Source organism: Halorubrum sp. LN27 (genome assembly GCF_016635065.1).
Lineage (GTDB): Archaea > Halobacteriota > Halobacteria > Halobacteriales > Haloferacaceae > Halorubrum > Halorubrum salipaludis.
In genome coordinates, this window is sequence record NZ_JAEPET010000001.1 from 830,846 (window position 1) to 852,109 (window position 21,264).

Consider the following 21,264-nt stretch of genomic DNA (forward strand, 5'->3'; position numbering starts at 1 on the left):
TAAAACGTCTCGAAGCGGGAGCGCTCCCGCGACCTATCGGTCGTCGGCTTCGTCGTTCCGGTCGCCTTCCCCGTCCTCGTCGGCTTCGCCGTCTCGCTCGGCGCCTTCGTTCCCGTCGTCGGTTTCGCTCCCCTCACCCTCCCCGTCCACCGAGATCTGGACCGGCTCCGCGTCGCCGTCGGGGGACTCACCCCCGAGCCGCCGGTCGAGGTTGAACACGGCGTTGAGCTCCCGCTGCACGTCGCCGACGACGCCCTGTACCAGCTCGCTCGGCGCGATCGCCTCGTACTCGTAAGGATTGTTGCCCGCGCCGCTCGCCTCCCGCTTGTCGCGCTCGACGGTGCCCTCGTCGTGGAGCTCCGCGAGCGCCTCGCGGACCGTGCTCGGGTAGAGCCCGGTGCCGTCGGCGACCTCGTCGCTGGTGCTGTTCGGGTTGTCGCGGAGGTAGACGTAGATCCGCGCGCGGGTCTCCGTGTCGAGCAGCCACGACAGGAGGTCGACGACGTTGTCGTCGAACCCCTTGACGGCCTTGTCCGCGCCCTCGCCGAGGCGTTCCTTCGTCTTCCGGAGCTCCTCGCGGGTCCGCTCGGTGGGCGACTCGTCAGCGGCGTCGTCGTCCGCCCCGTCGACGTGATCGTCGGTAGTCATACCGGAAACTGGGGTCCGCGCGCCCAAAAGGGTTTCTCGTCGTTTCGGTTCCGACGGAACGGGGCCCCAGCGATTCGTCCCGCCTACGGCGACAACACGAGGTCCGCACAGAGCGCGTCGAAGCCGTCCTCCTCGCGGAGCCGGCGCTGGCGCTGCGTCCCGCTCTCTGCGTCGTACACGTCCCGGATCCCGTCGATTCCGAGGCGGTCGCACTCGTCGGCGACGACCTCGCCGAGCGAGACCGTCCCCTCGCCGTCGCGGGCGATGAAGGAGGCGTCGTGGCCGTGGCGGATCGCCCGCCACTTGTTCTCGTCCAACAGCTCCCGGCGGAGGGTCGGTGGGGACTCGCCGTCCGCGTAGCGCTCGGCGTAGTCGACGACGAGGGCGTGGACGTACTCGACCAGCGCGAGAGTGACCGCCGGGTCGCGCTGGGCGTCGGGCGCGCGCACCTCGACCGTGCCGTGGCCGGTGTGGGGGCGCACGTCGAACCAGAGCTCGCCGCGGTCGGAGATGGAGTCCGTCTCCACCATCCGGCGCTCGAAAGCGTTGAAGGCGTCGAAGTCGTCGAACGCCGACGGGACGCCGGTGTTCGGGAGGTTCTCGAAGATCTTCGCGCGGGCCGACGCGAGCCCGGTGTCGAAGCCGTTCCAGAACGGGGAGTTCGCCGAGAGCGCGAGCATGACCGGGCAGTGCCACCGGAGTCGGTTCGCGATCCAGACGGCCTTGTCCGCGTCGTCGACGCCGACGTGGACGTGGAGCCCCGCGGTCGTGTTGCGGTGTTGCGGGTACTGGATCCGGTCTAACTGCGCCCGGTACCGCGGCTTCTCGGCGTGATCGAGCTCGCGCCACTTCGCGGCCGGGTGGAGGCCCGCGGCCGCGATCCGGTAGCCGTCGGCGGCGGCGTGGTCGACGAGCGCCTCCCGCACCGTCGAAAGGGCGTCGGCCGCGTTCGACGGGTCCTCGATCAGCTCGGTCTGCGCCTCGATCGTACACTTGAACAGCTCGTGGTCGAACCCCTCCGGGACCGCCGCCGGGGGGTCGCGGCCGTAGACGAGATCGTCGGTCCCCGAGGTCGGGCGGCCGTCGGCATCGACGATGTAGAACTCCTCTTCGATGCCGAGCGTGCCCATCCGGGCGAACGCGTCCCGCGAACCGAGTTCCATTACCGCTCCGTACCGGCCGCGCGGTCTTATATGGATTGGAACCCGAAACGGAGCGCCGGTGTCGACCTCGGCGAGCCGCGCCGCGGCGACGCCGTCGGCTACTGAGAAAATCTTATCACGTTCAGAGAGAACGGTGACCCATGTCCCCCGTTCCGTTACAGGTCCCCGGCGGTCCCGAACTGCTGATACTCCTCCTGATTCTGCTCGTCGTCTTCGGGCTGGTCGGTCGGTGGGTCTACCGAGACGCGAAGTCCCGCGGGAGCGACTGGGCGTGGCAGTGGGGCGTCGGCGTCGCGCTGCTCTTCCTGGCGGGGCTGGTCCCCGGCCTGCTCGGGATTCTCATCTACGTCACGGTTCGGGGCGACCGCGTCGAACCGGTGTCGTGAGATCGAAAACGAGTCGGCGGCGCGCGTTCACGCGCCCGCTTCTCCCCGACCGATTACCCCGACCGATACCACCCTCGTTCAGCCGAGGACGTACCGCAGCTTGGGGAACTTCTCGACGAGCGCCTGCCCGCCGACCTCGAACCGCTCGATGTAGGCGTCGAGGCCGAGGACGCGGCCCGCACCGAACGCGGCGACCGTGAGGAACACGATCGCGTACACCAGCGTCGAGTCGAACAGCGCGAGCGCCTCGCCGCTCCACCCGCCGAGGTAGAACAGCGTCATCTGCATCGCGCCGCCGAGCGCCGCCAGCCGGACGAACGCCCCGGCGATGAGCGCCGCGCCGATGAGCAGCTGGGTGACCGGGACGACGACGTTGACGATCTCCATCAGCGCCGGGCTCGACGCCATCGCGGCGTACAGCCCGCTGACCGGGCTCGCGGGATCGACGTTCGCGAGGTACCCCGCGGCGTCGAACGGCCACTCCGAGACCTTCCCGAGGCCGGCGAACAGGATCATCCCGCCGATCGTCGCCCGAAGCAGGACGATGAACAGCGCCGACAGCGAGTGCGCCTTCCCCAGGAGCGTGACGCCGCCGAACTCTCCGCCGAACTCGTTTGTGGTTTTCGTGGACATTGTGTCTCTCCTCACTTACGGATACGACGACCGTATGAATAAACCCGGAAGCGAGTTCCCTCTCGGAGGGAACGGATCGGCGATCTCCCCCGATCGGTTGGGTCTTTAAGTAATCGCCCCCGAACACGTTCCTCGGATTCACGGCGACTCGCCGCTCGCCAGCGCCGCGTCGTCCCGGTTCACCACGCCTCGCCGCTCGCCAGGTCCACGTCGCCGTCGCCCTTCTCGGAGGGACACACGTCCGCGAGCACGCAGTCGCCGCAGTCCGGGTTGATCGCGGTACACGTCGCGCGGCCGTGGTCGATCATGAGATGCGTGAACTGCTGCCAGTCCGCCTCGGGGACCACGTCGAGGAGGTCCTGTTCGATCTTCGGCGGGCCCTCCTCCTCCGTGATCGCGAGCCGCCGAGTGAGCCGCTGGACGTGGGTGTCGACGACGATCCCCTCCACCACGTCGTGGCCGTGCTGGAGCACGACGTTGGCGGTCTTGCGGCCGACGCCCGCCAGGTCCGTCAGCTCCGACATCGTGTCGGGCACCTCGCCGTCGTGTTTCTCGGCGATGTCGGCGCAGGCCGACCGGATGTACTTCGCCTTGTTGTTGTAGTAGGTGATCGAGTTGATCGCCTCCGCGAGCTCCTCTTGGGGCGCGTTCGCGTACTCCTCGGGCGTCCGGTACGTCTCGAAGAGGTCGGCGCACACCTTGTTCACGCGCTCGTCCGTACACTGCGCGGAGAGGATCACGGCGATGAGCAGCTCCAGCCGGTTCGAGTAGTTCAGCGAGATGGTCGAATCGGGGTACTCCTCGTAGAGCCGGTCGAGGACCTCCTCGACCTGCTCCTCCCGCGGCTCCAGTGGCGTTCCCATACAGACGCCTCCGCGCGGGCGCCATTGAACGATCCGGAAGCGGTACGCACCCGTCGCGTGTGCCCGGACCCGAAACCGGCAGATTCACGTCGCCTCCCCGACACGTCGGGGCGTGTCCCGGTCCCGCGATCGACGGCGACGGCGCCCGGCGTACAGCCGGCGCCCGCAGCAGTTCTACTGGCTGTGGATCGCCGCGACGGCGACGTACGGCGTCGGCGACATCGTCTCGACGATCGCCTTCCTGGAGTACGTGCCGACGATTCAGGAGGCGAATCCGATCGTCGCGTTCGCGCTCGAGGCGTTCGGACTCGGCGGGCTGGTCGCCCTGAAGATCGCCGTGTACCTGATCATGCTCTCGATTAGCGTCCACGGCGCCCGCGAGGGCGACGGGCTCCTCTACTACTTCCCGCCGGTCCTGCTGACGGCCGTCGGGACCTACCTCACCGCGAGCAACGTCCGGCTGCTGTTGCTCTCCTGAGGCGGTCGCCGGCGACCCCCTTCCCCACCGCGACCGACACCGGTTTGCGGCGCCGTGACCCATGTCCGGCCATGCTCTCGGACACCCCGGGCCTCCACCACGTGACGGGGATCGTCGGCGACCCCGGCGCGAACGCCGCGTTCTACGCGGAGACCCTCGGCCTCCGGCTCCTGCGGCGGACGGTCAACTACGAGGACTCGCTCCAGTACCACCTCTACTTCGGCGACGCGACGGGGTCGCCCGGCTCCGTCTTCACCGTCTTCCCGGACCCGCGCGGCGACCCCGGCCGCGCCGGGAAGCCCGGGTACGCCGCCGTCGCCTTCGCGGTCCCGCCCGGATCGCTCGGCTTCTGGCGCGAGCGACTGACCGACCGGGGTGTCGCGGTCGAGGAGATCGCCTCGGCCGACCGGTTCGGCGACCGCGCGCTCTCCGTCGCCGACCCCTCCGGCACCCGCGTCGAACTGGTCGAGAGCGACGCGGACGGCGACCCGTGGGTCGGCGGTGCCTCTGCCACTGACCCGGTCCCCGAATCGGCCGCGATCCGCGGGCTGTACGGCGTCACCGCGCTCCCCGCGGACCCCTACGGGACGGCGAGCGTGCTCGAAACCCTCGGCTTCGAGTACGAGGCGGAGACCGGCGACCGGATCCGGTACCGCGCCTCCGGCGACCGGGCGACCGTCGTCGACCTCCTCGACCGAGACGCGCCGTACCTCCGCGAGGGCCCGGGCGCGCTCCACCACGCCGCCGTGCGCGTCCCCGACCGCGAGGCCCTACTCGAGTGGCACGACCTGTTCCGCGACCGCGGATACGACGTTTCCCGGGTGAAGGACCGCCACTTCTTCCACTCGCTGTACGTGCGCGGGCCCGGCGGGCTCCTCGTCGAGCTCGCGACTGAGGCCCCGACGCCCGACGGGCCGCAGACGCCCGGCCTCGCCGACCCCGACGTGACCGGCCACGCGACGGAGCTGTACCTCCCGCCCCGGTTCGAGGACGACCGCGAGCTGATCGAGGGCCAGCTCCCCGCGTTCGAGTTCGGGGACGACCGAACCGGTGTACGATGACCCGGCGGCTCGCGGGCGTCGAGGGCCCGCACGCTGACGCTTCGCTGGAGACCGGGGGCGCCCCGGCCGCGGCCGCGGCGGTCGCGGTCGTGCTCGTCCACGGTCGGGGCGGGACGGCCGAGGGACTACTCCGGCTCGCGGACGAGTTCTATCGGCCGGGCGCGGCGTTGCTCGCCCCGCAGGCAGTCCGCTCGAACTGGTTCCCCGCCGGCCACGACGCGCCGGTCGCCGCCAACGAGCCGGCGCTGACCTCGGCGGTCGACTGCGTCGCCGTGACCCTCGACGCCGCCGCCGAGATCGGGATTCCGCCTGAGCGCGTCGTCCTCGTCGGCGTCTCGCAGGGCGGCGCCGTGGTGAGCGAATTCCTCCGGCGTCGCCCGCGGCGGTACGGGGCCGCCTTCGTCGTCTCCGCGGCGCTCCCCGGGGACGACCTGACGGAGCGATCGGTGGCCGGCGCGGCGGAAGGGGAGGCGACCGACGCCGGCGACGGCCGGGACCTCGCCGACACGCCGATCGCGCTCGACAGCAGCGAAGACGACCCGTACGTCCCGGTCGAGCGCGTTCGCGCGACCGCGGCGGCGTTCCGCCGGGGCGGCGCGGCGGTCGACCTCCGGATCGACGAGGGCGACGGCCACGGCCTCTCTGACGCGACGATGGCCCGGATCGGCGACCGGATCGCGGCGCTGCTCGACGGGCGCGGCGACGATCGCGCAGACGGCTAGTGACGGCGGCGCGAAGCCAACGACCCGCATAGCCGAACGTGTTCGCGACACGACCCATCCCCCTCGGGAGGCGAGTGACGATCGATGACCGAACTCGACGTCAGACAGCTCCCGCCGAGCGAGCGGCACGACCGGATCCACGAGGCGTTCGCCGAACTGGACCCCGGCGAGACGCTCACGATCGTCAACGACCACGAGCCGACCCCCCTCTACCACGAGATGGCGGCGGAGGTGCCCGCGTTCGACGCCGACGGCTACGCAGTCGAGCGCGAGGAGGCGTCCCGGTTCGTCGCCGAGTTCCCGAAGGTCGAGCCCGAGTCGGGCGTGACGAAGGTCCGGCTCGCCGACCTCGACGGCGAGCCGCACGCGGCGGCGTTCCCGGGGCGCGAACCGAAGACGGTCCGGCTGTCCCTTGACGCCGGGCAGAGCGTCCCCGAACACACCCACCCGGACCGGACGGTCCTGTTCCACGCGCTGACGGGCGCGTTCGCGGTCCGGCTCGACGGCGAGGAACACGCGGTCGAGGCCGGCGAGATCGTCCGGTTCGACGGCGAGACGGCGGTCGAGCCGACGGCGACCGAGGACGCCACCGCGCTCGTGGTGCTGGCGCCGAAGCCGGACGCGTGACGCGAGGCGGACGATCGACCTCGCCGCCGACGTTTTATAGGTCGTCGTCGAATCCCGCCCATGGAGACGACCCGCCAGCGCATCGCCGACACGCTCCGCGAGGGGCCGGCGACCGCGAGCGACCTCGGGGAGATGCTGTCGCTGCCGACGCCGGTCGTGTACGACCACGTCGAACACGTCTCGCGGTCGGTCGACGGCGACGCGGAGCTGCTCGTCGCGCCCCCCGAGTGCCGCGACTGCGGTTTCGACGGCTTCGACGATCCGATCAACGAGCCCTCGCGGTGCCCGGAGTGCAAGAGCGAACGGATCGAGGAGCCGGCGTTCGTGATCCGCTGACTGCGACGCGGTCTGTTTAAGAGAATTTTACAGCTCGTCCAGCAGCGTCGCCGCCGCGTCGGCGGACGACCCCGGCCCGCGCGCGGTGATCAGGTCGCCGTCGACCGTGACGCTCGTGTCGGCGTCGAGCTCGGCGTCCCAGTCGGCGCCCGCGAGGACGACCTCGTCTTCCACCCAGTACGGGAGCTTCCGGCCGTCCGGCATCACGTCGTTCTCGTCCACGATGTCCTCCTCCCACGCGTTCGGGAAGCCGGTGACGGAGCGTCCCTCGACGAGGGGGGTCCCGTCGGCCTCGCGGGTGAACGCCAGGATGCCGACCGCGTGGCAGACGACGAGGGCGACGCCCTCATCGCCCGCGACCGCGTCGAGCAGGAGCTGGCGGGCGTGCCGGTCCTGATTCACGTCCCAGACGGTGCCGTGACCGCCGGGGAACACGACCGCGTCGTACCCCGCGGCGTCGACGGTTGCGACCGGTTTGGGGTCGTTGAGCTTCGGGTGCTCCTCGTCGACCTCGCGGAGCTCCGCGACCCGCTCCTCGCCGCCCGCGGCCTCCGGGTCGAGCGACCGCTCGTCGACGACCGGCGGCGACCCGGACGGGGTCGCGACGGTCACGTCGACGCCTTCGGATTCCAGCGTGGTCAGCGGCTCGATGCACTCCTCGGCCCAGTACCCCTCCTCGCTCACGACAAATAGCGCGTCAGTCATGCGTGTTCCATCCTTGGGGCGCTCGACGGAAAAGGCGCCCGCGCCCGGAAGCGACGAGGGGGGTCGCGAGGTTTATAAGGGACCGAGCCGCGAGGACCGCCGAGCGGGCCTCGTTCCGCTCACGTCGTGAACAGCTCGGTGTCGTCGGGGACGGCGAACAGCCCCATCCGGACGCCGGCGTCGAGCCAGCCGTAGCCGTACGAGTACGACGCGAGCGCGTTGACGGGGTCGCCGTCCTCGCGGAAGTGCCGCCCGTCCTCGAGGTACGACTCGGCCATCTCCAGCACGTCGGCGGCGGCCTCGCCGAGGGGGGTGTCGGCGGGCGGCCGCGGCTCTGCGACCGCCAGCGCGTCGGCGAGCATTTGCTCGTAGCGGTCCGTCTTCTCCTCTAGGTCGGCGGCCATGCGGGCTGTTCCGGAGAGCGGGGCAAAAACCCGTCGGCGAAGCGCAACCTCGATACGCCCGGAGCCGAAACAGGCGGGCATGTACGAGGCCGTCCACGCTCACCCAGACGGCGACGCGACCGCCGCCCGCCACGCCGCCACCGCGGCGCGGTACGGGTACGAGGGGGTCGTCGTCCGGACGCGAGACGCGCTCGATCCGGTCGGCGGGGACGCGGACGGCGGCGGCTCCGGAACCGGCGGGGACGCGGTCGACGATCGGTCCTCGGAGGCCGCCGCGCTCCGCGAGGAGTACGGGGTCGACGTCATCGACGCGGTCGAGATCGACGCCGACAGCGCCACGAGCGCCTCGGGCGCGGTGGGCAACTACCGGACCGAGCGCACCGTGGTCTGCGTCGTCGGCGGCGACGACGGCCTCAACCGCTTCGCGGTCGAGGAGCCGCGCGTCGACGTGCTGGTCCGTCCGATGGACGGGTCGGGGGACTTCAACCACGTCCTCGCGAAGGCCGCCCGCGACAACGGTGTCCACGTCGAGTTCGACCTCGGGCCGCTGTTCCGCGCCACCGGCGGGAAGCGGGTCCGCGCGCTGGCGGACCTCCGGAAGCTCCGGGAGATCGTGACCTACTACGACGCGCCCCACGTCGTCAGCGCGAACCCCCGGTCGCACCTGGGGCTCCGTGCGCCGCGCGAGGTCGTCGCCGCCGCGGAGGCGGTCGGGTTCGACGCCGAGTGGGTCGAGGAGGGCCTTCGGGCGTGGGGCGAGATCGCGGCCCGAAACCGCGAGCGGCGCTCCGAGGCCTTCATAGAGCCGGGGGTCCGACTGGGACGGTATGAAGAAGACGGTTGAGGAGCACGCCGCGCGCTTCTCCGAGAAGGCCGCCGAGTACGACGACTCGAAGAGCGACGAGTACCACGCGTGCGCGAGCCTCGTGATCGAGTACGCCGACCCGACCCCCGACGATATCGTCCTCGATCTCGGCGCCGGCACGGGCGCCATCGCGCTCGCGGTCGCCGAGGACGCGGAGCGGGTGCTCGCGCGCGACATCAGCGAGGGGATGATGGAGGAGGGGCGCCGCAAGGCCGACGCGCGCGGGCTCGACAACGTCGCGTTCGCGTACGGCGAGTTCCGCGATCCCGGGATCGACCCCGACCAGCGGGTCGATATCGTCACCTCGAACTTCGCCTTACACCACCTCGCGGACGACGAGAAGCGCGAGGCGATCCGCGAGATGGCCGCCACGGGCGCGCGCCGGATCGTTCTCGGCGACGTGGCCTTCTTCGAGGAGCCGGACCCCGACGCGCCCTTCTACGGGCCCGAGGTCGACGACCCCGCGACCGTCGGCACCCTCGTCGAGGCGTTCACGGCCGAGGGGTTCGCGGTGACCGCGGTCGAGCGCGTTCACGACCAGGTGGCCGTGATCGTCGCGGAGCGCGACGCGGCGCTGGGAGACCGGTGATCCGGCCGTGAAACACCTCCCCAAACACCTCCGGCCGCGCTGGCGGTACCTCGCGGTCGGGATCGAGACGTGGCCCGAGGCCGACCTCGGGCGGCGCGCGTTCCAGCGCGCGCTGTGGTACGCCGCGGGCAACCTCCTCGGCGACGCCGGCAGCGCCGACGCCGACCTCACGCTCCTGGCCTTCTCGCACGACGGCGGGGAGGGCGAGGCGATCGTCCGGGCCCGCCACGGCCACGTCGACGACGCGCGCGCCGTGATCGGGTGCGTGAGCGAGGTCGACGGCGACCCCGTCGGGATCCGCGTTCGCGGGATTTCGGGGACGGTGCGTGCCTGTGAGGAAAGATATATGGGTCGCGCGGGCGGTAGTTCGACACAGCGAGACGTCGCGTTCGAGGGTGCCGAGCGGTCCGCGGTCGTGCGCGGCGACGCGCGCGACGTGCGGACCGAGTCGGGGTACGTCGGCGCGGCGGCGTTCGACACCGAGTGATATCATGCAGGGACAATCCCAACAGCAGGCGTACGACCGAGGAATCACTATCTTCTCTCCCGACGGCCGGCTCTACCAGGTCGAGTACGCCCGGGAGGCGGTGAAACGCGGGACGGCGAGCGTCGGCGTCCGCGCCGAGGACGGCGTCGTCCTCGCGGCGGACAAGCGCGCCCGCTCCCCGCTGATGGAGCCGGAGAGCATCGAGAAGCTGCACAAGGCCGACGACCACGTCGGCGTCGCGAGCGCGGGCCACGTCGCCGACGCCCGCCAGCTCATCGACTTCGCGCGCCGACAGGCGCAGGTGAACCGCCTGCGCTACGGCGAGGCGATCGGGATCGAGACGCTCACCAAGAACATCACCGACCACATCCAGCAGTACACGCAGGTCGGCGGCGCGCGCCCCTTCGGCGTCGCGCTGATCGTCGGCGGGATCGAGAACGGCGAGCCGCGCCTGTTCGAGACCGACCCGTCCGGCACCCCCTACGAGTGGCAGGCGCTCTCGATCGGCTCCGACCGGAGCGACCTCCGCGACTACTTAGAGGAGGAGTACGAGGAGGGGCTCTCGACCGACGAGGCCGTCGCGCTCGCGCTCGACACCCTCGCGCAGTCGAACGACGGCGAGCTGTCGCCCGAGGGCGTCGGCGTCGCGACGATCACCGTCGACGACCCCGAGTACACGGTGCGGCCGACCGACGAGATCGAGGAGGTCCTCGCCGAGCGCGATCTCCTCCCTGAAGAGGAGGATGCGGCCGACGGAGAAGACGGCGCTGACGCGGCCGACGAAGCGGACGACTCCGACGAGGAGTAACGCGCCGGCGCCCCGCGCGGGCACATTCTTCCGTTCCGTCCGTCCACCCGTTTCGTTCGTCCCGTCCGTCCGCCCGTCCCTATTCCGTCCGCCAGCTTGTCGCCGGTCGGGAGAGTTATGCCGCCGGGGACCGACCGACGACGCGTGCAGAAGACGGTACTCATCACCGGCTGTTCCTCCGGCATCGGGCGCGCCGCGGCGCGCGCGTTCCTCGACGAGGGGTGGACCGTGTACGCGACCGCGCGGAATCCCGCGGACATCCAGACGCTCGGCGAGGCGGGCTGCGAGCTGGCGACGCTCGACGTCACGGACCAGTCCGACATCGACCGCGTCGTCGACCGGATCTTAGACGAGGAGGGCGCGATCGACGCGCTGATCAACAACGCCGGCTACGGCCAGTTCGGGCCGGTCGAGGACGTGCCGACCGCGAAGGTCCACGAGCAGTTCGACGTGAATGTGTACGGCCCGCACCGGCTCATCAAGGCCGTCCTCCCCGGAATGCGCCGCGAGCGAGACGGGACGATCGTCAACGTCTCCTCCGTCGCCGGCCGGGTGTCGATCCCCGGCGGCGGCGTGTACAGCGGCTCGAAGTTCGCGGTCGAGGCGCTCTCGGACGCGCTCCGCAACGAGGTCGCGGAGTACGGGGTCGACGTGGTCGTCGTCGAGCCCGGTCCCGTGCAGACGAACTTCGCGAAGCGGGCGGAGCGGGAGGCGGGCGCCGACGACGCGGACGGCGAGGCCGACGACGGCGGGCTCGACCGCTCGGGCGCCTACGAGGAGTTCTACGCGATCTTCGAGGACACGCAACTGCTCGGCGGCGACGGACCGGGCGCGATCGAGCCCGAGGTCGTCGCCGACGCGATCGTCAACGCCGCGAGCGCGACCCAGCCGCCGGCGCGGGTCCAGCCCGGCACCGTCGCCCGGATCGGCGTGCTCGCGCGGTTCCTCCCCGACGCGATCCTCGATCGGGGGTACGAGCTCGTCCGGAAGTTCACGAGCTGATCTCGGTCGGCGGTCGGGTCGACGCTCACTCCCCGCCGCCCGCCCCCACCGCGAACGGGTTCTCTCCCTCCCGCCAGTCCCATCCGGGGAGCCGCGTCTGGAACCCCGCCGCGAGCGCGGCGTCGAGGTCGTCGGCGCCGGCCGCGCCCGCGCCGTCGGCGGTCGCGTCCTCCGCGACCCGCACGTCGACGAGGTGGAACGTCGCCTGCGCGAGCAGCGAGAGGGGGCGTCCGCCGGCGACCGTCGCGGCGAGCTCGCGGCCGAGCACCTCGTCGACGACGAACCCGGGGTAGTCGCCCGCCACGTCGAGGTCGCGGAGCAGGGCGACGCAGCCGGCGACGTTGACGGCGACCTCGCCGTCCGCGAACACCGCGTCGACCTCGCGGCGGTACGCCTCGGGGGTGACCGGGTCAACCTCGGTCTCGAAGAGCCCGCCCAGCCGATCGCGGGTCTCGTTGATCACGGGGACGACGACCGGCGCGCGATCGCGGACCCACGCGTGCTCGTCGCGGACCGTCTCGGTCGTGATGCGCATGGGGCCGCGTTCGGCGGGCGGGGGTTTGCCATTTGCGAAGGGTTTTATAACGACCGGGCTAATCATCAGCTAAGCGGGTTTTCGCTGGCTGTTCCCGCACGGTACCACCTACGGACAGTACTACCACTATGCCTATCCCGTCACGGTCGACCGTTCGGCGCCGAGCCGCGTACCGGAACGCGAGACGACTCGACGGCGACGGCGATCGCGGCGACCCGCGGTGAGATATGAGTCAAGTCGATAAGCAACTCGATACCCTGAAATCAGAGATCGAACAGGAGATTCCGAACGACATCACGGTCACCGACGTGAAATACGAGGGACCGGAACTGGTCGTGTACACGCGCGACCCCAAGGAGTTCGCCGGCGACGGCGACCTGATCCGCCGGCTCGCCTCGAAGCTCCGGAAGCGGATCACGGTCCGTCCGGACCCGAGCGCCCTCTCTCCCCCGGCCCGCGCCGAGGAGGAGGTCCGCGAGGTGATCCCGGAGGAGGCCGGCGTGACCGACCTCGACTTCCACGAGGACACCGGCGAGGTCGTCATCGAGGCCGAGAAGCCCGGCATGGTGATCGGCCGCCGCGGCTCGACGCTCCGGGAGATCACCCAGGAGGTCGGCTGGACCCCCGAGGTCGTTCGGACGCCCCCGATCGAGTCCTCCACCGTCTCGAACGTGCGCGGCTTCCTCAAGAACGAGCGCGAGGAGCGACGCGACATCCTCGAACGCGTCGGCCGGCAGATCCACCGCGAGGAGATGTCCGACGACGAGTGGGTCCGGATCACGACGCTCGGCTGCTGTCGCGAGGTCGGCCGCGCCTCCTTCATCCTCTCGACGCCCGAGACGCGCGTCCTGATCGACTGCGGCGACAAGCCGGGCGCGGAGGGAGAGGTGCCGTACCTCCAAGTCCCCGAGGCGCTCGGCGCCGGCGCCGCGACCCTCGACGCGGTCGTGCTCACCCACGCCCACCTCGACCACTCGGCGCTCATCCCGCTCCTCTTCAAGTACGGCTACGACGGCCCGATCTACACGACCGAGCCGACCCGCGACCTGATGGGCCTGCTCACCCTCGACTACCTCGACGTCGCCGCCAAGGAGGGCCGTACGCCCCCCTACGAGTCGGCGCAGGTCCGCGAGGCGATCAAACACACCATCCCGCTGGAGTACGGCGACGTGACCGACATCGCGCCGGACGTGAAGCTCACCTTCCACAACGCGGGCCACATCCTCGGCAGCGCGGTGACCCACTTCCACATCGGCGACGGCCTCTACAACGTCGCCTTTTCCGGCGACATCCACTACGAGGACACGCGCCTGTTCAACGGCGCCGTCAACGACTTCCCGCGCGTCGAGACGCTCGTCTTAGAGTCCACCTACGGCGGCCGCGACGATTACCAGACCGACCAGGAGGACTCCGAGGAGGCGCTCAAGGAGGTCATCAACGAGACGTACGAGCAGGGCGGGAAGGTCGTCATCCCCGCGTTCGCCGTGGGGCGCTCGCAGGAGATCATGCTCGTCTTGGAGGAGGCAATGCGCGAGGGCGAGATCCCGGAGATGCCCGTCCACCTCGACGGGATGATCTGGGAGGCGACGGCGATCCACACCACCTACCCCGAGTACCTCCGCGACGACCTCCGCGACCGGATCTTCCACGACGACGAGAACCCGTTCCTCGCCGACCAGTTCAACCACATCGACGGCGGCGAAGACGAGCGGCAGGATGTCGCCGACGGCGAGGAGTGCATCGTCATCTCCACCTCCGGGATGATCGAGGGCGGGCCGATCATGTCGTGGCTCCGCCACATCGGCCCCGAGCCGGAGTCGAACCTCGTGTTCGTCGGGTACCAGGCGCAGGGGACGCTCGGCCGCCGGATCCAGAACGGCTGGGACGAGATCCCGGTCGACGGCTGGGGCGGCGGCGGCCGCGGCGACACGCTCACCCTGGAGATGGGCACCGAGGTCGTCGACGGCTTCTCCGGCCACGCCGACCGGCAGGGGTTAGAGAACTTCGTGAAGACGATGAACCCGCGCCCCGAGAAGGTGCTGTGCGTCCACGGCGACGAGCGCTCCGTCCAGGACCTCTCGTCGGCGCTGTACCACGACTACAACATGCGGACGTTCGCCCCGAAGAACCTGGAGACGTTCCGGTTCAAGTAAGCCGATCGGCCGGAGAGACCGCGTCGTTCCGGCCGCCGAGCGCGATACTCGGGTGCGTTCTCGGTTCCTCCGAATATTGACAGAGATATTTTAATACGGACCCTTTTATTCCCCTACGAGAGCACGGAGACACGCGTCGACGACGTGTGGCGACACCGCCACGTCTCGACGGGGACGCCACGTCGGGGACGGGCGGTCCACGTCCGTTCCCGATCGCGGAGCGTCCCGGTATCGGTGCGGAGACCCGTTCGATGCGGCCTGAGACCGGACGACATCCGACGGGTCCGCGGCCGGCTCGGCCCCCGACGAACACGCCGGACAGGAACCAGATATGTCCACTCACCACGTCGTTTACGTCTTCCTGATCGCCGCCGCCGGCGTGCTGTCGGCGTCCCTCTCCGTCGGCGCCCTGCGCAACCGCGACATCGTCGGCGCGCTGCCGCTGGGGATCCTGCTTTCTGCCGTTACGCTGTGGTCGGCCGGAAAGCTCGTCGAGCTCGCGAGTCCGGGGTTGGCGGCCACCGTGTTCTGGGCGAACGTCCAGTACCTCGGGATCGTCGTCGTCGTCGCGACGTGGCTGCTCTTCGCGCTCGCGTACACCGGCCGGAGCGAGTGGCTGACCGGCCGCACCGTGCTCCTGTTGGCCGTCGAACCGGTGCTCGTGCTGGCCGCGGTCGGGACCAACGGGAGCCACGGCCTGTTCCGGACCTCGACGGACCTCGTGGCGTACGGGTCGCTCACGGGGCTGACGTCGACCCCCGGACCGGCCTTTTGGATCCACTCGGCCTACTCGTACCTCCTCCTGTTCCTCGGGGCGGTCCTGATACTCCGATTGGTAGCTCGCTCGGGCCGCCTGTTCCGCAGTCAGGCGGTCGGACTGCTGCTCGCGGTGTTCTCTCCGTGGATCGGCAACGGGCTGTTCCTCGCCGGCGTCGCGCCCCCCGCGCTCGACACGACGATCATCGGCTTCTCGGTCACGGGGACCGTGCTGGCGGTTATCACCGTCCGTCACCGGCTCCTCGACATCGTCCCGGCCGTCCGCGAGGTGGCCCGCGACGAGCTGATCGAGAGCATGACCGACGCGGTCCTCGTCGTCGACCACCGGAATCGCCTCGTCGACGCCAACCCGGCCGCGGAGTCCCTCCTGGGGGAGCCGATCGGCGACGCGGTCGGGGAACCGATCGACGAGGTGTTTCCCGCGCTCGCGGACGCGGTCGAGGGGAGCGAAAGCGACGGCGGCGCGAGCGACGGAGGCTTGGCCGATGGCGGCGCGAGCGACGGAGGCCGGGCCGAGGGCGGCGCGAGCGACGACGACGAACCGTTCCGGACGGAGATCGAACGGCGGGAGGAGAGCGCGGTCCGCTACTACGACGTGCGGGTCTCCCCCCTCGAGCGCGGCCTCGGGGCGCCGACCGGGCGGCTGATCAGCCTCCGTGACGTCTCCGACCAGCGACAGCGGGAGCAACAGCTGGAGGTGTTGAACCGGCTGTTGCGTCACAACTTCAGAAACGACGCGACCGCCATACAGGGGAACGCGTCGCTTCTCAGGGAGGAGGTCACGGATCCGGCAGCCCTGCGGCGACTCGAAACGATCAACCGGACCGTCGAGACGATGATCGAGCGCAACGAACGGTTCTCGCACCTGATCGGGCGACTGGACGACTCCGACCGCGACTCGATCGACCTCACGGCGGAGATCGAGGGGGTGGTCGCGGACAAGCGCCGCCGACATCCCGAGGTCACTATCGTCTTCGACCGCGCGGACCCGATCAGGGTCGACACCGGCGAGATCGTCGTCTCGGCGCTGGACGAACTCATCACCAACTCGATCGATCACAACGACGCCGAGCGTCCCCGCGTGCGAGTCTCGGTGACCCCCGCGGAACGGAGCGAACGCGACGCCGTCCGGATCCGGATACGCGACAACGGTCCCGGGATCCCCGATCGCGAGATCAGGCCGATCGACCGGGGGACCGAGACGCCGCTGGAACACGCGAGCGGCGTCGGCCTCTGGCTGGCGACGTGGATCATCCGCGAGGTCGACGGGTCCATCAGCTTCGCCGAGGACAGGGACGGGACCGCGGTGACCGTGTTCCTCCCCGCGGACCGGTCGTCCGGCTCCGCGTGACCTTTTAAGGACCCCGGTCGAGTACGCTCCGTATGCGCATCGCGCTCATCGCCCACGACGAGCTGAAAGACGAGATGGTCGAGTTCGTCAGCGCCCACGCCGACGCCCTCGGCGCGTGCGAGCTCGTGACGACGGGGACCACGGGCAAGCGGATCGCCGACGAGACGGGACTCGCGGTGAATCGGCAGGCCTCGGGGCCGTACGGGGGTGACCTCCAGATCGGCGCGAAGATCGCCGACGGGGCGATCGACGGCGTCGTCTTCCTCCGCGACCCGCTCACCGCGCAGGCCCACGAGCCCGACATCTCCGCGCTCCTGCGAGTCTGCGACGTGAAGGACGTGCCCCTCGCGACGAACGTCGCCTCCGCGGAACTGCTCGTCGAGGGGCTCCTCGAAGGGGCGTGACCGGGAAAGCGGCGTCCGTGGCCGCGTCGCGCCGCACCCGCTTCCGACGCACCGAGTATCAGACCGGATAACCGGCCCCGCGCCGTTTTTACCCGGCCGGCCGTAGCCCCACCCGATGACGCGCCGCTCTCGGTCCGGACTCACCGCCCGCGTCGCGGTGTCGGTCGCGCTGCTCCTTGTCGTCGCGACCGTCGCGACCGGAGGGCTCGCCGGCGCCGCGGCGGCGACGTCCGGCGGCGACGCCGGGGCGCCGGGGGGATCGGACGGCGGCGGTGCGCTCGCCGCGGACCGCGTCGCTCCGCCGACCCAGTGCTTCGCGGGAGCGGGGCACCCCATATCTATCGGGGACGGCGGCGGCAGTGGGGCGGCGATCGAGGCGCTCGTCCACCTCTCCGTGCTGACCGACCCGGCCGCCGGCAACGAGTTCGGGATGGAGGCGGCGGGGACGCTCGACGGCGAGCCGATCGTGGTCCTCGGCGCCGGGGTCCGGCTGACCGCGCGCGAGGCCGTCGCGGACGGCGTCGACCCGTTCGCGGCGTTCGACGTGCTGTACGCCTACGAGCTGCGGCTCCCGATGTTCGACGGGTCGATCGGCGACTCGGAGTACCGCGACGACGGGTCGCCGATCGACGCCGGCGCGGGCGTGGTGCCCTGCTAGCCGGACTCGGCGAGTTATAACGTATCCCGACCGGTCCGCTCGGCGACGCAGACTCAGTCGTCGTCGGCGGCGGGCTGCTCCGTCTCGGCGCTTCCCTCTCTCCGCGGGCCGCCAGCGTGCCCCTCGTGGGCGACCGCGGTCGCCATGAGCTCCGGCGAGATCGCGGGCACCTCGTCGGCGTCGACGGGGCCGTCGCGGGCGATATCTTCCGTCGAGCGCGGGAACTCGCGGATCTCCTTGTGGATCGCGAGGCCGGCCTTCGCGCCCTGCCCCATCGCGACGGGCACCTGGTTGTGTCCTGGGGTGATGTCGCCGACCGCGAAGACCCCGTCCTCGCTGGTGCGCCCGTGGTCGTCGACATCGATCTCGCCGCCGTCGGTCAGGTCGCAGCCGAGCCCCTCGGCCAGGGCGGTGTTGTAGTCGGAGCCGTACATCGGGAACCCGCCGCGGTACTCGCGGCGGGTGCCGTCCTCGAACTCCAGGGCCTCCAGCCACCCGGAGTCAGGGTCGTTCTCGACGCCCGTCACGTCCTCGCGGACGACCTCAACGGGGTGCGCTTCCAGCTGCGCCGCGGTCTCGTCGCTCCACGTCGGCTCTTCGCCGCGGGTCAACAGATCCACGTCGTCGGTCACGTTGAGCATGATCATCGCGACGTGGGCGGCCGCCTCGCCGTGGCCCATCACGTACACCGGCTCGTCGACGAACATGTAGGCGTCGCAGTGGAGACAGTAGTGGAGCCCCCTTCCCGTCCGCGGGAGCGGCGGGTCCGGGCGCTCGTCGGAGAAGCCGGTCGCGAGCACGACGCGGTCGGCGAGGATCTCCGCGTCGTTCGTCGAGAGGCGGAAGCGGTCGTCGCCGGTGCGCTCGACGTCGGTGACGAAGCCGCGCTCGAACGTCCCGCCGTACGACTGCACCTGCTCGCGGCCGGTCTGGAGGAACTCGTTGCCGGAGGTCTCCTCGGTGACGCCGATCACGTTGTGGGTGTCGGCCATCATCGCTGCACGGCCGCCGCCGCGGTCGATGAGCACCGTCTCGTGACCCAGTCGCGCACCGTACAGCGCGGTCGTCAGCCCCGCGGGGCCGCCGCCGACCACCGCGATATCGTACTCGTCGTCGGACGAACTCATTACCGGACCTACGCGTTGCGCCGGTTTAAATGAAGTCGTGCTGTGCGCGAGCCGCGACCAGCCCGCACCCGGCGCGGACGGGTCGCCGAGCCGGCCCCTACTCTCGGCCGTCAGGTTCGCCGCCCTCGCCCCGTCAGGTTCGCCGCCCTCGGACGCCCGGTTCGCGTCCGTCGGTTCGGCGCGTCCCCGGAAGCTTATACCGATCCACCGCGTGCGCTGTGCCAGTGCCATCGCGACTCGCCGCCGCCGTCGTGATTCTCCTCGTCGGTGCAGTCGCCGACGTCGCCTCGACGTACGTCGCCATCTCGGGCGGCCAGTACGTCGAGGGGTCGCCGGTGGGCGCCGCGTTCATCGCGACGTTCGGCCTCCTCCCCGGAATGCTGCTCACCAAGGCCGCGGGGATGGTCCTCATCGGGATCCCCGTCGCGGTCGCGGGCGGGACCCGCCGGCTGGTCGCGACGCTGATGTGCGCCGGCGTCGGCGTCCTGTCGCTCGCGACCGCGGTCCGGAACGTCCTCTTCGTCGCCGGCGTCTGGCCGTGAGCCGGCGTGCGGGCGGGATCGCGCGCTCGCCCCGATTCACTCGCCCTTATACAGCCGCGCGGCGGTCCGCTCGGGGAGCCCGGCGTCGGCGACCGCCTCGCTCACGCGGTCGATATCGTACGCGGCGCGCCGCAGGTCGACCTCGCCGCGCTGCGTGTCGAGCACGGCGTACCCCGCGTCCGGGTCGCCGTCGCGCGGCTGGCCGACGCTCCCCGGATTGACCACGACCCCGCCCGCGACCGACCGCTTTCCCTGCACGTGGGTGTGTCCGAGCACGATCCCGTCGTGCTCGCCCATGTGGCGGTCCAGGTTCGGGAACTCCTCCGGGTAGACGTAGGCGTCCTCGCGCTCGGCCGCGGGGTGCGAGTGGACGAGGAGGTACCGGTCGCCCGCGAACGTCTCGGCGCGCGGGAGGCCGTCGAGCCACGCGCGCTGGTCGTCCGAGAGCGACGCCTTCGCGTGTTCGAGGCCCGCCTCCGCCATGCGGTTGGCCCGGTAGCGCTCGGGCGTTCCGACGGTGCGGTCGTGGTTTCCCCGGACCGTCTTCGCGGCGACCTCGCGTACGCGCTCCACGCACTCGGCCGGCCACGGGTTGTACCCGATCACGTCGCCGGCGCAGACGATCCGGTCGACCGCGGGCATGTCGTCGAGGACGGCTTCGAGCGCGGGCAGGTTCGCGTGGACGTCCGAGATGAGCCCCACTTTCATCGAGTCGTGGTTCGGCGTCGACGCCCGAATAGGTTCGGCCTGTACGGGGTATTGGAGGCAGTCGATCGCTTGGAGGCGGCTGACGGTGATTCGACGGTGAACGCCTCAAAAACTCCGGCCGCTCGACAGCACGTGATTGACCTCTCCGCGGTGAAGACTTCCAAAGCCCCAGCCGCTCGCTCATAAATGGTTGCTGTCGGATCGACGGTGAACACCGCCAAAGCCCCAGCCGCGGGGCGGGCGCACGCTCGCTGCGCGCTTTGGTCGCTCGCGTTGCTCGCTCCCTGCAGTGCTTGCGTCGCCTGCGCCCGCCCCGCGGCTGCCCCTTTGAGTCCACCCGACCGCACAGCAACCGCACCTCACGCCTCCCCAGCCTCGTCAGTCGTCGTCGCTTCGCTCCGACGACTGACTCCCTCGCGCGTGCTCCTCGGCCGCGAGGCGGCCTCGGAGGCACGCGCCGACAGCAGTTTGCTTATAATGAGTCCACGACGCCCGCTCTTCACTCCACCTTCGTCGACACCGCGATCCCGGAACCGACCGGGAGGATCGCGGTCTCGACGGCGTCGTCGGAGCGCACCGTCCCGACGTACTCGCCGATGCCGCGCGTCTCGCCGTCGACCTCGGGGTCCGGCAGCGGGGCGCCGTCCTCGAAGTGCGCGACGAGGTCGCCGAAGTCGATCGGCCCGCGGGTGATGTTGTCGGCGACGATCACGCCGCCCGTTCGGACCTTCGGGAGGACGGTGCGGTACGCCTCGGCGTACCGGCCCTTCTGGTGGTCGATGAGGACGACGTCGAAGGGGCCGTCGTAGCGCTCGACCGTCTCCATCGCGTCGCCGACCTCGAACGTGACGCTGTCGGCGTATCCGCCGTCGGCGGCGAACTGGACGCCCCGCTTCGCCTCCTCCTCGTCGAACTCGGTGCAGACCACGGCGTCGGCCCCGCCCCGCAGGAACCACGTCGCGGAGTAGCCGAAGCCGGAGCCGAACTCGAAGACGCGCTCGGCGTCGGTCAGGCGGGCGAGCAGCCGGAGGACCGCGCCCGCCTCCGGGCCGATGATGGGGAACCCCCAGTCGTCCGCGAGGGCGGCCATCTCCGCCTGCGTCGCGGTGTGCTCGGGCGCCGTCGCGGTTAGGAAGCGCTCGGTGGCGTCGGGGAGGACGTCCATGGTCCGCGTTCGACCGGACGGCACTTGAAACCGCCCGTCGGCGGGAGGTCGGCGGTTCGCAGTGCCG

Annotated in this window: 26 protein-coding genes; 16 read left to right on the forward strand and 10 right to left on the reverse strand. The window is 70.8% G+C overall.

Annotated elements, in window-relative coordinates:
* Positions 1-33: 33 nt before the first annotated feature.
* Together JIN95_RS04095 and JIN95_RS04100 are read right to left on the reverse strand one after the other, a co-directional pair.
* Positions 34-648: a winged helix-turn-helix domain-containing protein gene (locus tag JIN95_RS04095; protein WP_095636645.1), complete on the reverse strand. Its 615-nt coding sequence runs from the start codon at positions 646-648 to the stop codon at positions 34-36.
* 83 nt (positions 649-731) lie between these two features.
* A complete protein-coding gene (locus JIN95_RS04100) occupies positions 732-1,811 on the reverse strand; it encodes a glutamate--cysteine ligase (RefSeq protein WP_200530578.1) in 1,080 nt (359 codons plus the stop codon).
* Between the two features lie 140 nt (positions 1,812-1,951).
* On the opposite strand from JIN95_RS04100, the gene JIN95_RS04105 reads away from it, so the two are divergent.
* Positions 1,952-2,197: a hypothetical protein gene (locus JIN95_RS04105; protein WP_095636647.1), complete on the forward strand. Its 246-nt coding sequence runs from the start codon at positions 1,952-1,954 to the stop codon at positions 2,195-2,197.
* A gap of 78 nt (positions 2,198-2,275) precedes the next feature.
* On the opposite strand, the gene JIN95_RS04110 is transcribed toward JIN95_RS04105, so the two are convergent.
* Together JIN95_RS04110 and nth are read right to left on the reverse strand one after the other, a co-directional pair.
* Positions 2,276-2,830, reverse strand: a complete 555-nt coding sequence (locus tag JIN95_RS04110; protein WP_095636648.1) for a DoxX family membrane protein — start codon at positions 2,828-2,830, stop codon at positions 2,276-2,278.
* Positions 2,831-3,009: 179 nt separating this feature from the next.
* Positions 3,010-3,693: an endonuclease III gene (gene nth, locus JIN95_RS04115; protein WP_200530579.1), complete on the reverse strand. Its 684-nt coding sequence runs from the start codon at positions 3,691-3,693 to the stop codon at positions 3,010-3,012.
* Between the two features lie 112 nt (positions 3,694-3,805).
* Here nth and JIN95_RS04120 point away from each other — a divergent pair, with 112 nt between their 5' ends.
* The 5 genes from JIN95_RS04120 to JIN95_RS04140 all read left to right on the forward strand — a co-directional run bounded on the left by JIN95_RS04120 (position 3,806) and on the right by JIN95_RS04140 (position 6,917).
* On the forward strand, positions 3,806-4,171 hold the full coding sequence (locus JIN95_RS04120; RefSeq protein ID WP_200530580.1) for a hypothetical protein: 366 nt from the start codon (positions 3,806-3,808) through the stop codon (positions 4,169-4,171).
* A 71-nt stretch (positions 4,172-4,242) separates the two neighbouring features.
* Positions 4,243-5,232, forward strand: a complete 990-nt coding sequence (locus JIN95_RS04125; RefSeq protein ID WP_200530581.1) for a VOC family protein — start codon at positions 4,243-4,245, stop codon at positions 5,230-5,232.
* Positions 5,229-5,954: a prolyl oligopeptidase family serine peptidase gene (locus JIN95_RS04130; RefSeq protein ID WP_200530582.1), complete on the forward strand. Its 726-nt coding sequence runs from the start codon at positions 5,229-5,231 to the stop codon at positions 5,952-5,954. Before JIN95_RS04125 ends, JIN95_RS04130 begins: the two co-directional genes overlap by 4 nt.
* 84 nt (positions 5,955-6,038) lie before the next feature.
* Entirely contained in the window at positions 6,039-6,581 is a 543-nt protein-coding gene (locus JIN95_RS04135) for a DUF2249 domain-containing protein (protein WP_095636653.1), read from the forward strand.
* A 60-nt stretch (positions 6,582-6,641) separates the two neighbouring features.
* Positions 6,642-6,917: a transcriptional regulator gene (locus JIN95_RS04140; protein WP_095636654.1), complete on the forward strand. Its 276-nt coding sequence runs from the start codon at positions 6,642-6,644 to the stop codon at positions 6,915-6,917.
* Positions 6,918-6,944: 27 nt separating this feature from the next.
* Here JIN95_RS04140 and JIN95_RS04145 read toward each other — a convergent pair whose 3' ends face one another.
* Positions 6,945-7,622, reverse strand: a complete 678-nt coding sequence (locus tag JIN95_RS04145) for a type 1 glutamine amidotransferase domain-containing protein (RefSeq protein WP_200530583.1) — start codon at positions 7,620-7,622, stop codon at positions 6,945-6,947.
* A 119-nt stretch (positions 7,623-7,741) separates the two neighbouring features.
* A complete protein-coding gene (locus JIN95_RS04150; RefSeq protein ID WP_095636656.1) occupies positions 7,742-8,026 on the reverse strand; it encodes a DUF357 domain-containing protein in 285 nt (94 codons plus the stop codon).
* 79 nt (positions 8,027-8,105) lie between these two features.
* On the opposite strand from JIN95_RS04150, the gene JIN95_RS04155 reads away from it, so the two are divergent.
* The 5 genes from JIN95_RS04155 to JIN95_RS04175 all read left to right on the forward strand — a co-directional run bounded on the left by JIN95_RS04155 (position 8,106) and on the right by JIN95_RS04175 (position 11,777).
* The gene (locus JIN95_RS04155; protein ID WP_200530584.1) at positions 8,106-8,870 is read left to right on the forward strand and encodes an RNase P subunit p30 family protein; all 765 of its coding nucleotides are present in this window, start codon (positions 8,106-8,108) and stop codon (positions 8,868-8,870) included.
* Positions 8,854-9,480, forward strand: a complete 627-nt coding sequence (locus JIN95_RS04160) for a class I SAM-dependent methyltransferase (RefSeq protein ID WP_200530585.1) — start codon at positions 8,854-8,856, stop codon at positions 9,478-9,480. Before JIN95_RS04155 ends, JIN95_RS04160 begins: the two co-directional genes overlap by 17 nt.
* A gap of 7 nt (positions 9,481-9,487) precedes the next feature.
* Positions 9,488-9,967 carry an Rpp14/Pop5 family protein gene (locus JIN95_RS04165; protein WP_095636659.1) on the forward strand — a complete coding sequence of 160 codons (480 nt, stop codon included), beginning with the start codon at positions 9,488-9,490 and terminating at the stop codon, positions 9,965-9,967.
* A gap of 4 nt (positions 9,968-9,971) precedes the next feature.
* Positions 9,972-10,775, forward strand: a complete 804-nt coding sequence (gene psmA / locus JIN95_RS04170; RefSeq protein ID WP_200530586.1) for an archaeal proteasome endopeptidase complex subunit alpha — start codon at positions 9,972-9,974, stop codon at positions 10,773-10,775.
* Positions 10,776-10,892: 117 nt separating this feature from the next.
* Positions 10,893-11,777, forward strand: a complete 885-nt coding sequence (locus JIN95_RS04175; RefSeq protein WP_200530587.1) for an SDR family oxidoreductase — start codon at positions 10,893-10,895, stop codon at positions 11,775-11,777.
* Between the two features lie 25 nt (positions 11,778-11,802).
* Here the strand turns inward: JIN95_RS04175 and JIN95_RS04180 are convergent, their stop codons facing one another.
* Entirely contained in the window at positions 11,803-12,312 is a 510-nt protein-coding gene (locus JIN95_RS04180; protein ID WP_095636662.1) for a hypothetical protein, read from the reverse strand.
* Positions 12,313-12,539: 227 nt separating this feature from the next.
* Here JIN95_RS04180 and JIN95_RS04185 point away from each other — a divergent pair, with 227 nt between their 5' ends.
* The 4 genes from JIN95_RS04185 to JIN95_RS04200 all read left to right on the forward strand — a co-directional run bounded on the left by JIN95_RS04185 (position 12,540) and on the right by JIN95_RS04200 (position 17,655).
* Positions 12,540-14,465 (forward strand): beta-CASP ribonuclease aCPSF1, encoded by a 1,926-nt coding sequence (locus JIN95_RS04185; RefSeq protein WP_095636663.1) that lies wholly within the window; start codon positions 12,540-12,542, stop codon positions 14,463-14,465.
* A gap of 331 nt (positions 14,466-14,796) precedes the next feature.
* A complete protein-coding gene (locus JIN95_RS04190; RefSeq protein WP_200530588.1) occupies positions 14,797-16,593 on the forward strand; it encodes a histidine kinase N-terminal 7TM domain-containing protein in 1,797 nt (598 codons plus the stop codon).
* Between the two features lie 32 nt (positions 16,594-16,625).
* Positions 16,626-16,997, forward strand: coding sequence for a methylglyoxal synthase (locus JIN95_RS04195; protein WP_095636665.1), 372 nt, complete (start codon positions 16,626-16,628; stop codon positions 16,995-16,997).
* 115 nt (positions 16,998-17,112) lie between these two features.
* Positions 17,113-17,655 (forward strand): hypothetical protein, encoded by a 543-nt coding sequence (locus JIN95_RS04200; RefSeq protein ID WP_095636666.1) that lies wholly within the window; start codon positions 17,113-17,115, stop codon positions 17,653-17,655.
* Between the two features lie 53 nt (positions 17,656-17,708).
* Here the strand turns inward: JIN95_RS04200 and JIN95_RS04205 are convergent, their stop codons facing one another.
* Positions 17,709-18,782 carry an NAD(P)/FAD-dependent oxidoreductase gene (locus JIN95_RS04205; RefSeq protein WP_200530589.1) on the reverse strand — a complete coding sequence of 358 codons (1,074 nt, stop codon included), beginning with the start codon at positions 18,780-18,782 and terminating at the stop codon, positions 17,709-17,711.
* Between the two features lie 224 nt (positions 18,783-19,006).
* On the opposite strand from JIN95_RS04205, the gene JIN95_RS04210 reads away from it, so the two are divergent.
* Complete coding sequence (locus tag JIN95_RS04210; protein ID WP_095636668.1) at positions 19,007-19,324, forward strand: hypothetical protein; 318 nt, start codon at positions 19,007-19,009, stop codon at positions 19,322-19,324.
* A gap of 36 nt (positions 19,325-19,360) precedes the next feature.
* On the opposite strand, the gene JIN95_RS04215 is transcribed toward JIN95_RS04210, so the two are convergent.
* Both JIN95_RS04215 and JIN95_RS04220 read right to left on the reverse strand, forming a co-directional pair.
* Positions 19,361-20,032, reverse strand: coding sequence for a metallophosphoesterase family protein (locus JIN95_RS04215; RefSeq protein ID WP_200530590.1), 672 nt, complete (start codon positions 20,030-20,032; stop codon positions 19,361-19,363).
* A gap of 499 nt (positions 20,033-20,531) precedes the next feature.
* Positions 20,532-21,197 carry an O-methyltransferase gene (locus tag JIN95_RS04220; protein WP_200530591.1) on the reverse strand — a complete coding sequence of 222 codons (666 nt, stop codon included), beginning with the start codon at positions 21,195-21,197 and terminating at the stop codon, positions 20,532-20,534.
* Positions 21,198-21,264: the final 67 nt, after the last annotated feature.

Coding starts and splice junctions, on each gene's coding strand:
- JIN95_RS04180 (WP_095636662.1), bottom strand. CDS start 12,312: ATGCGCATCACGACCGAGACGGTCCGCGACGAGCACGCGTGGGTCCGC.
- JIN95_RS04160 (WP_200530585.1), top strand. CDS start 8,854: ATGAAGAAGACGGTTGAGGAGCACGCCGCGCGCTTCTCCGAGAAGGCC.
- JIN95_RS04100 (WP_200530578.1), bottom strand. CDS start 1,811: ATGGAACTCGGTTCGCGGGACGCGTTCGCCCGGATGGGCACGCTCGGC.
- JIN95_RS04110 (WP_095636648.1), bottom strand. CDS start 2,830: ATGTCCACGAAAACCACAAACGAGTTCGGCGGAGAGTTCGGCGGCGTC.
- nth (WP_200530579.1), bottom strand. CDS start 3,693: ATGGGAACGCCACTGGAGCCGCGGGAGGAGCAGGTCGAGGAGGTCCTC.
- JIN95_RS04190 (WP_200530588.1), top strand. CDS start 14,797: ATGTCCACTCACCACGTCGTTTACGTCTTCCTGATCGCCGCCGCCGGC.
- JIN95_RS04205 (WP_200530589.1), bottom strand. CDS start 18,782: ATGAGTTCGTCCGACGACGAGTACGATATCGCGGTGGTCGGCGGCGGC.
- JIN95_RS04215 (WP_200530590.1), bottom strand. CDS start 20,032: ATGAAAGTGGGGCTCATCTCGGACGTCCACGCGAACCTGCCCGCGCTC.
- JIN95_RS04125 (WP_200530581.1), top strand. CDS start 4,243: ATGCTCTCGGACACCCCGGGCCTCCACCACGTGACGGGGATCGTCGGC.
- JIN95_RS04155 (WP_200530584.1), top strand. CDS start 8,106: ATGTACGAGGCCGTCCACGCTCACCCAGACGGCGACGCGACCGCCGCC.
- JIN95_RS04185 (WP_095636663.1), top strand. CDS start 12,540: ATGAGTCAAGTCGATAAGCAACTCGATACCCTGAAATCAGAGATCGAA.
- JIN95_RS04105 (WP_095636647.1), top strand. CDS start 1,952: ATGTCCCCCGTTCCGTTACAGGTCCCCGGCGGTCCCGAACTGCTGATA.
- JIN95_RS04200 (WP_095636666.1), top strand. CDS start 17,113: ATGACGCGCCGCTCTCGGTCCGGACTCACCGCCCGCGTCGCGGTGTCG.
- psmA (WP_200530586.1), top strand. CDS start 9,972: ATGCAGGGACAATCCCAACAGCAGGCGTACGACCGAGGAATCACTATC.
- JIN95_RS04140 (WP_095636654.1), top strand. CDS start 6,642: ATGGAGACGACCCGCCAGCGCATCGCCGACACGCTCCGCGAGGGGCCG.
- JIN95_RS04175 (WP_200530587.1), top strand. CDS start 10,893: ATGCCGCCGGGGACCGACCGACGACGCGTGCAGAAGACGGTACTCATC.
- JIN95_RS04195 (WP_095636665.1), top strand. CDS start 16,626: ATGCGCATCGCGCTCATCGCCCACGACGAGCTGAAAGACGAGATGGTC.
- JIN95_RS04150 (WP_095636656.1), bottom strand. CDS start 8,026: ATGGCCGCCGACCTAGAGGAGAAGACGGACCGCTACGAGCAAATGCTC.
- JIN95_RS04095 (WP_095636645.1), bottom strand. CDS start 648: ATGACTACCGACGATCACGTCGACGGGGCGGACGACGACGCCGCTGAC.
- JIN95_RS04135 (WP_095636653.1), top strand. CDS start 6,039: ATGACCGAACTCGACGTCAGACAGCTCCCGCCGAGCGAGCGGCACGAC.
- JIN95_RS04145 (WP_200530583.1), bottom strand. CDS start 7,622: ATGACTGACGCGCTATTTGTCGTGAGCGAGGAGGGGTACTGGGCCGAG.
- JIN95_RS04130 (WP_200530582.1), top strand. CDS start 5,229: ATGACCCGGCGGCTCGCGGGCGTCGAGGGCCCGCACGCTGACGCTTCG.
- JIN95_RS04220 (WP_200530591.1), bottom strand. CDS start 21,197: ATGGACGTCCTCCCCGACGCCACCGAGCGCTTCCTAACCGCGACGGCG.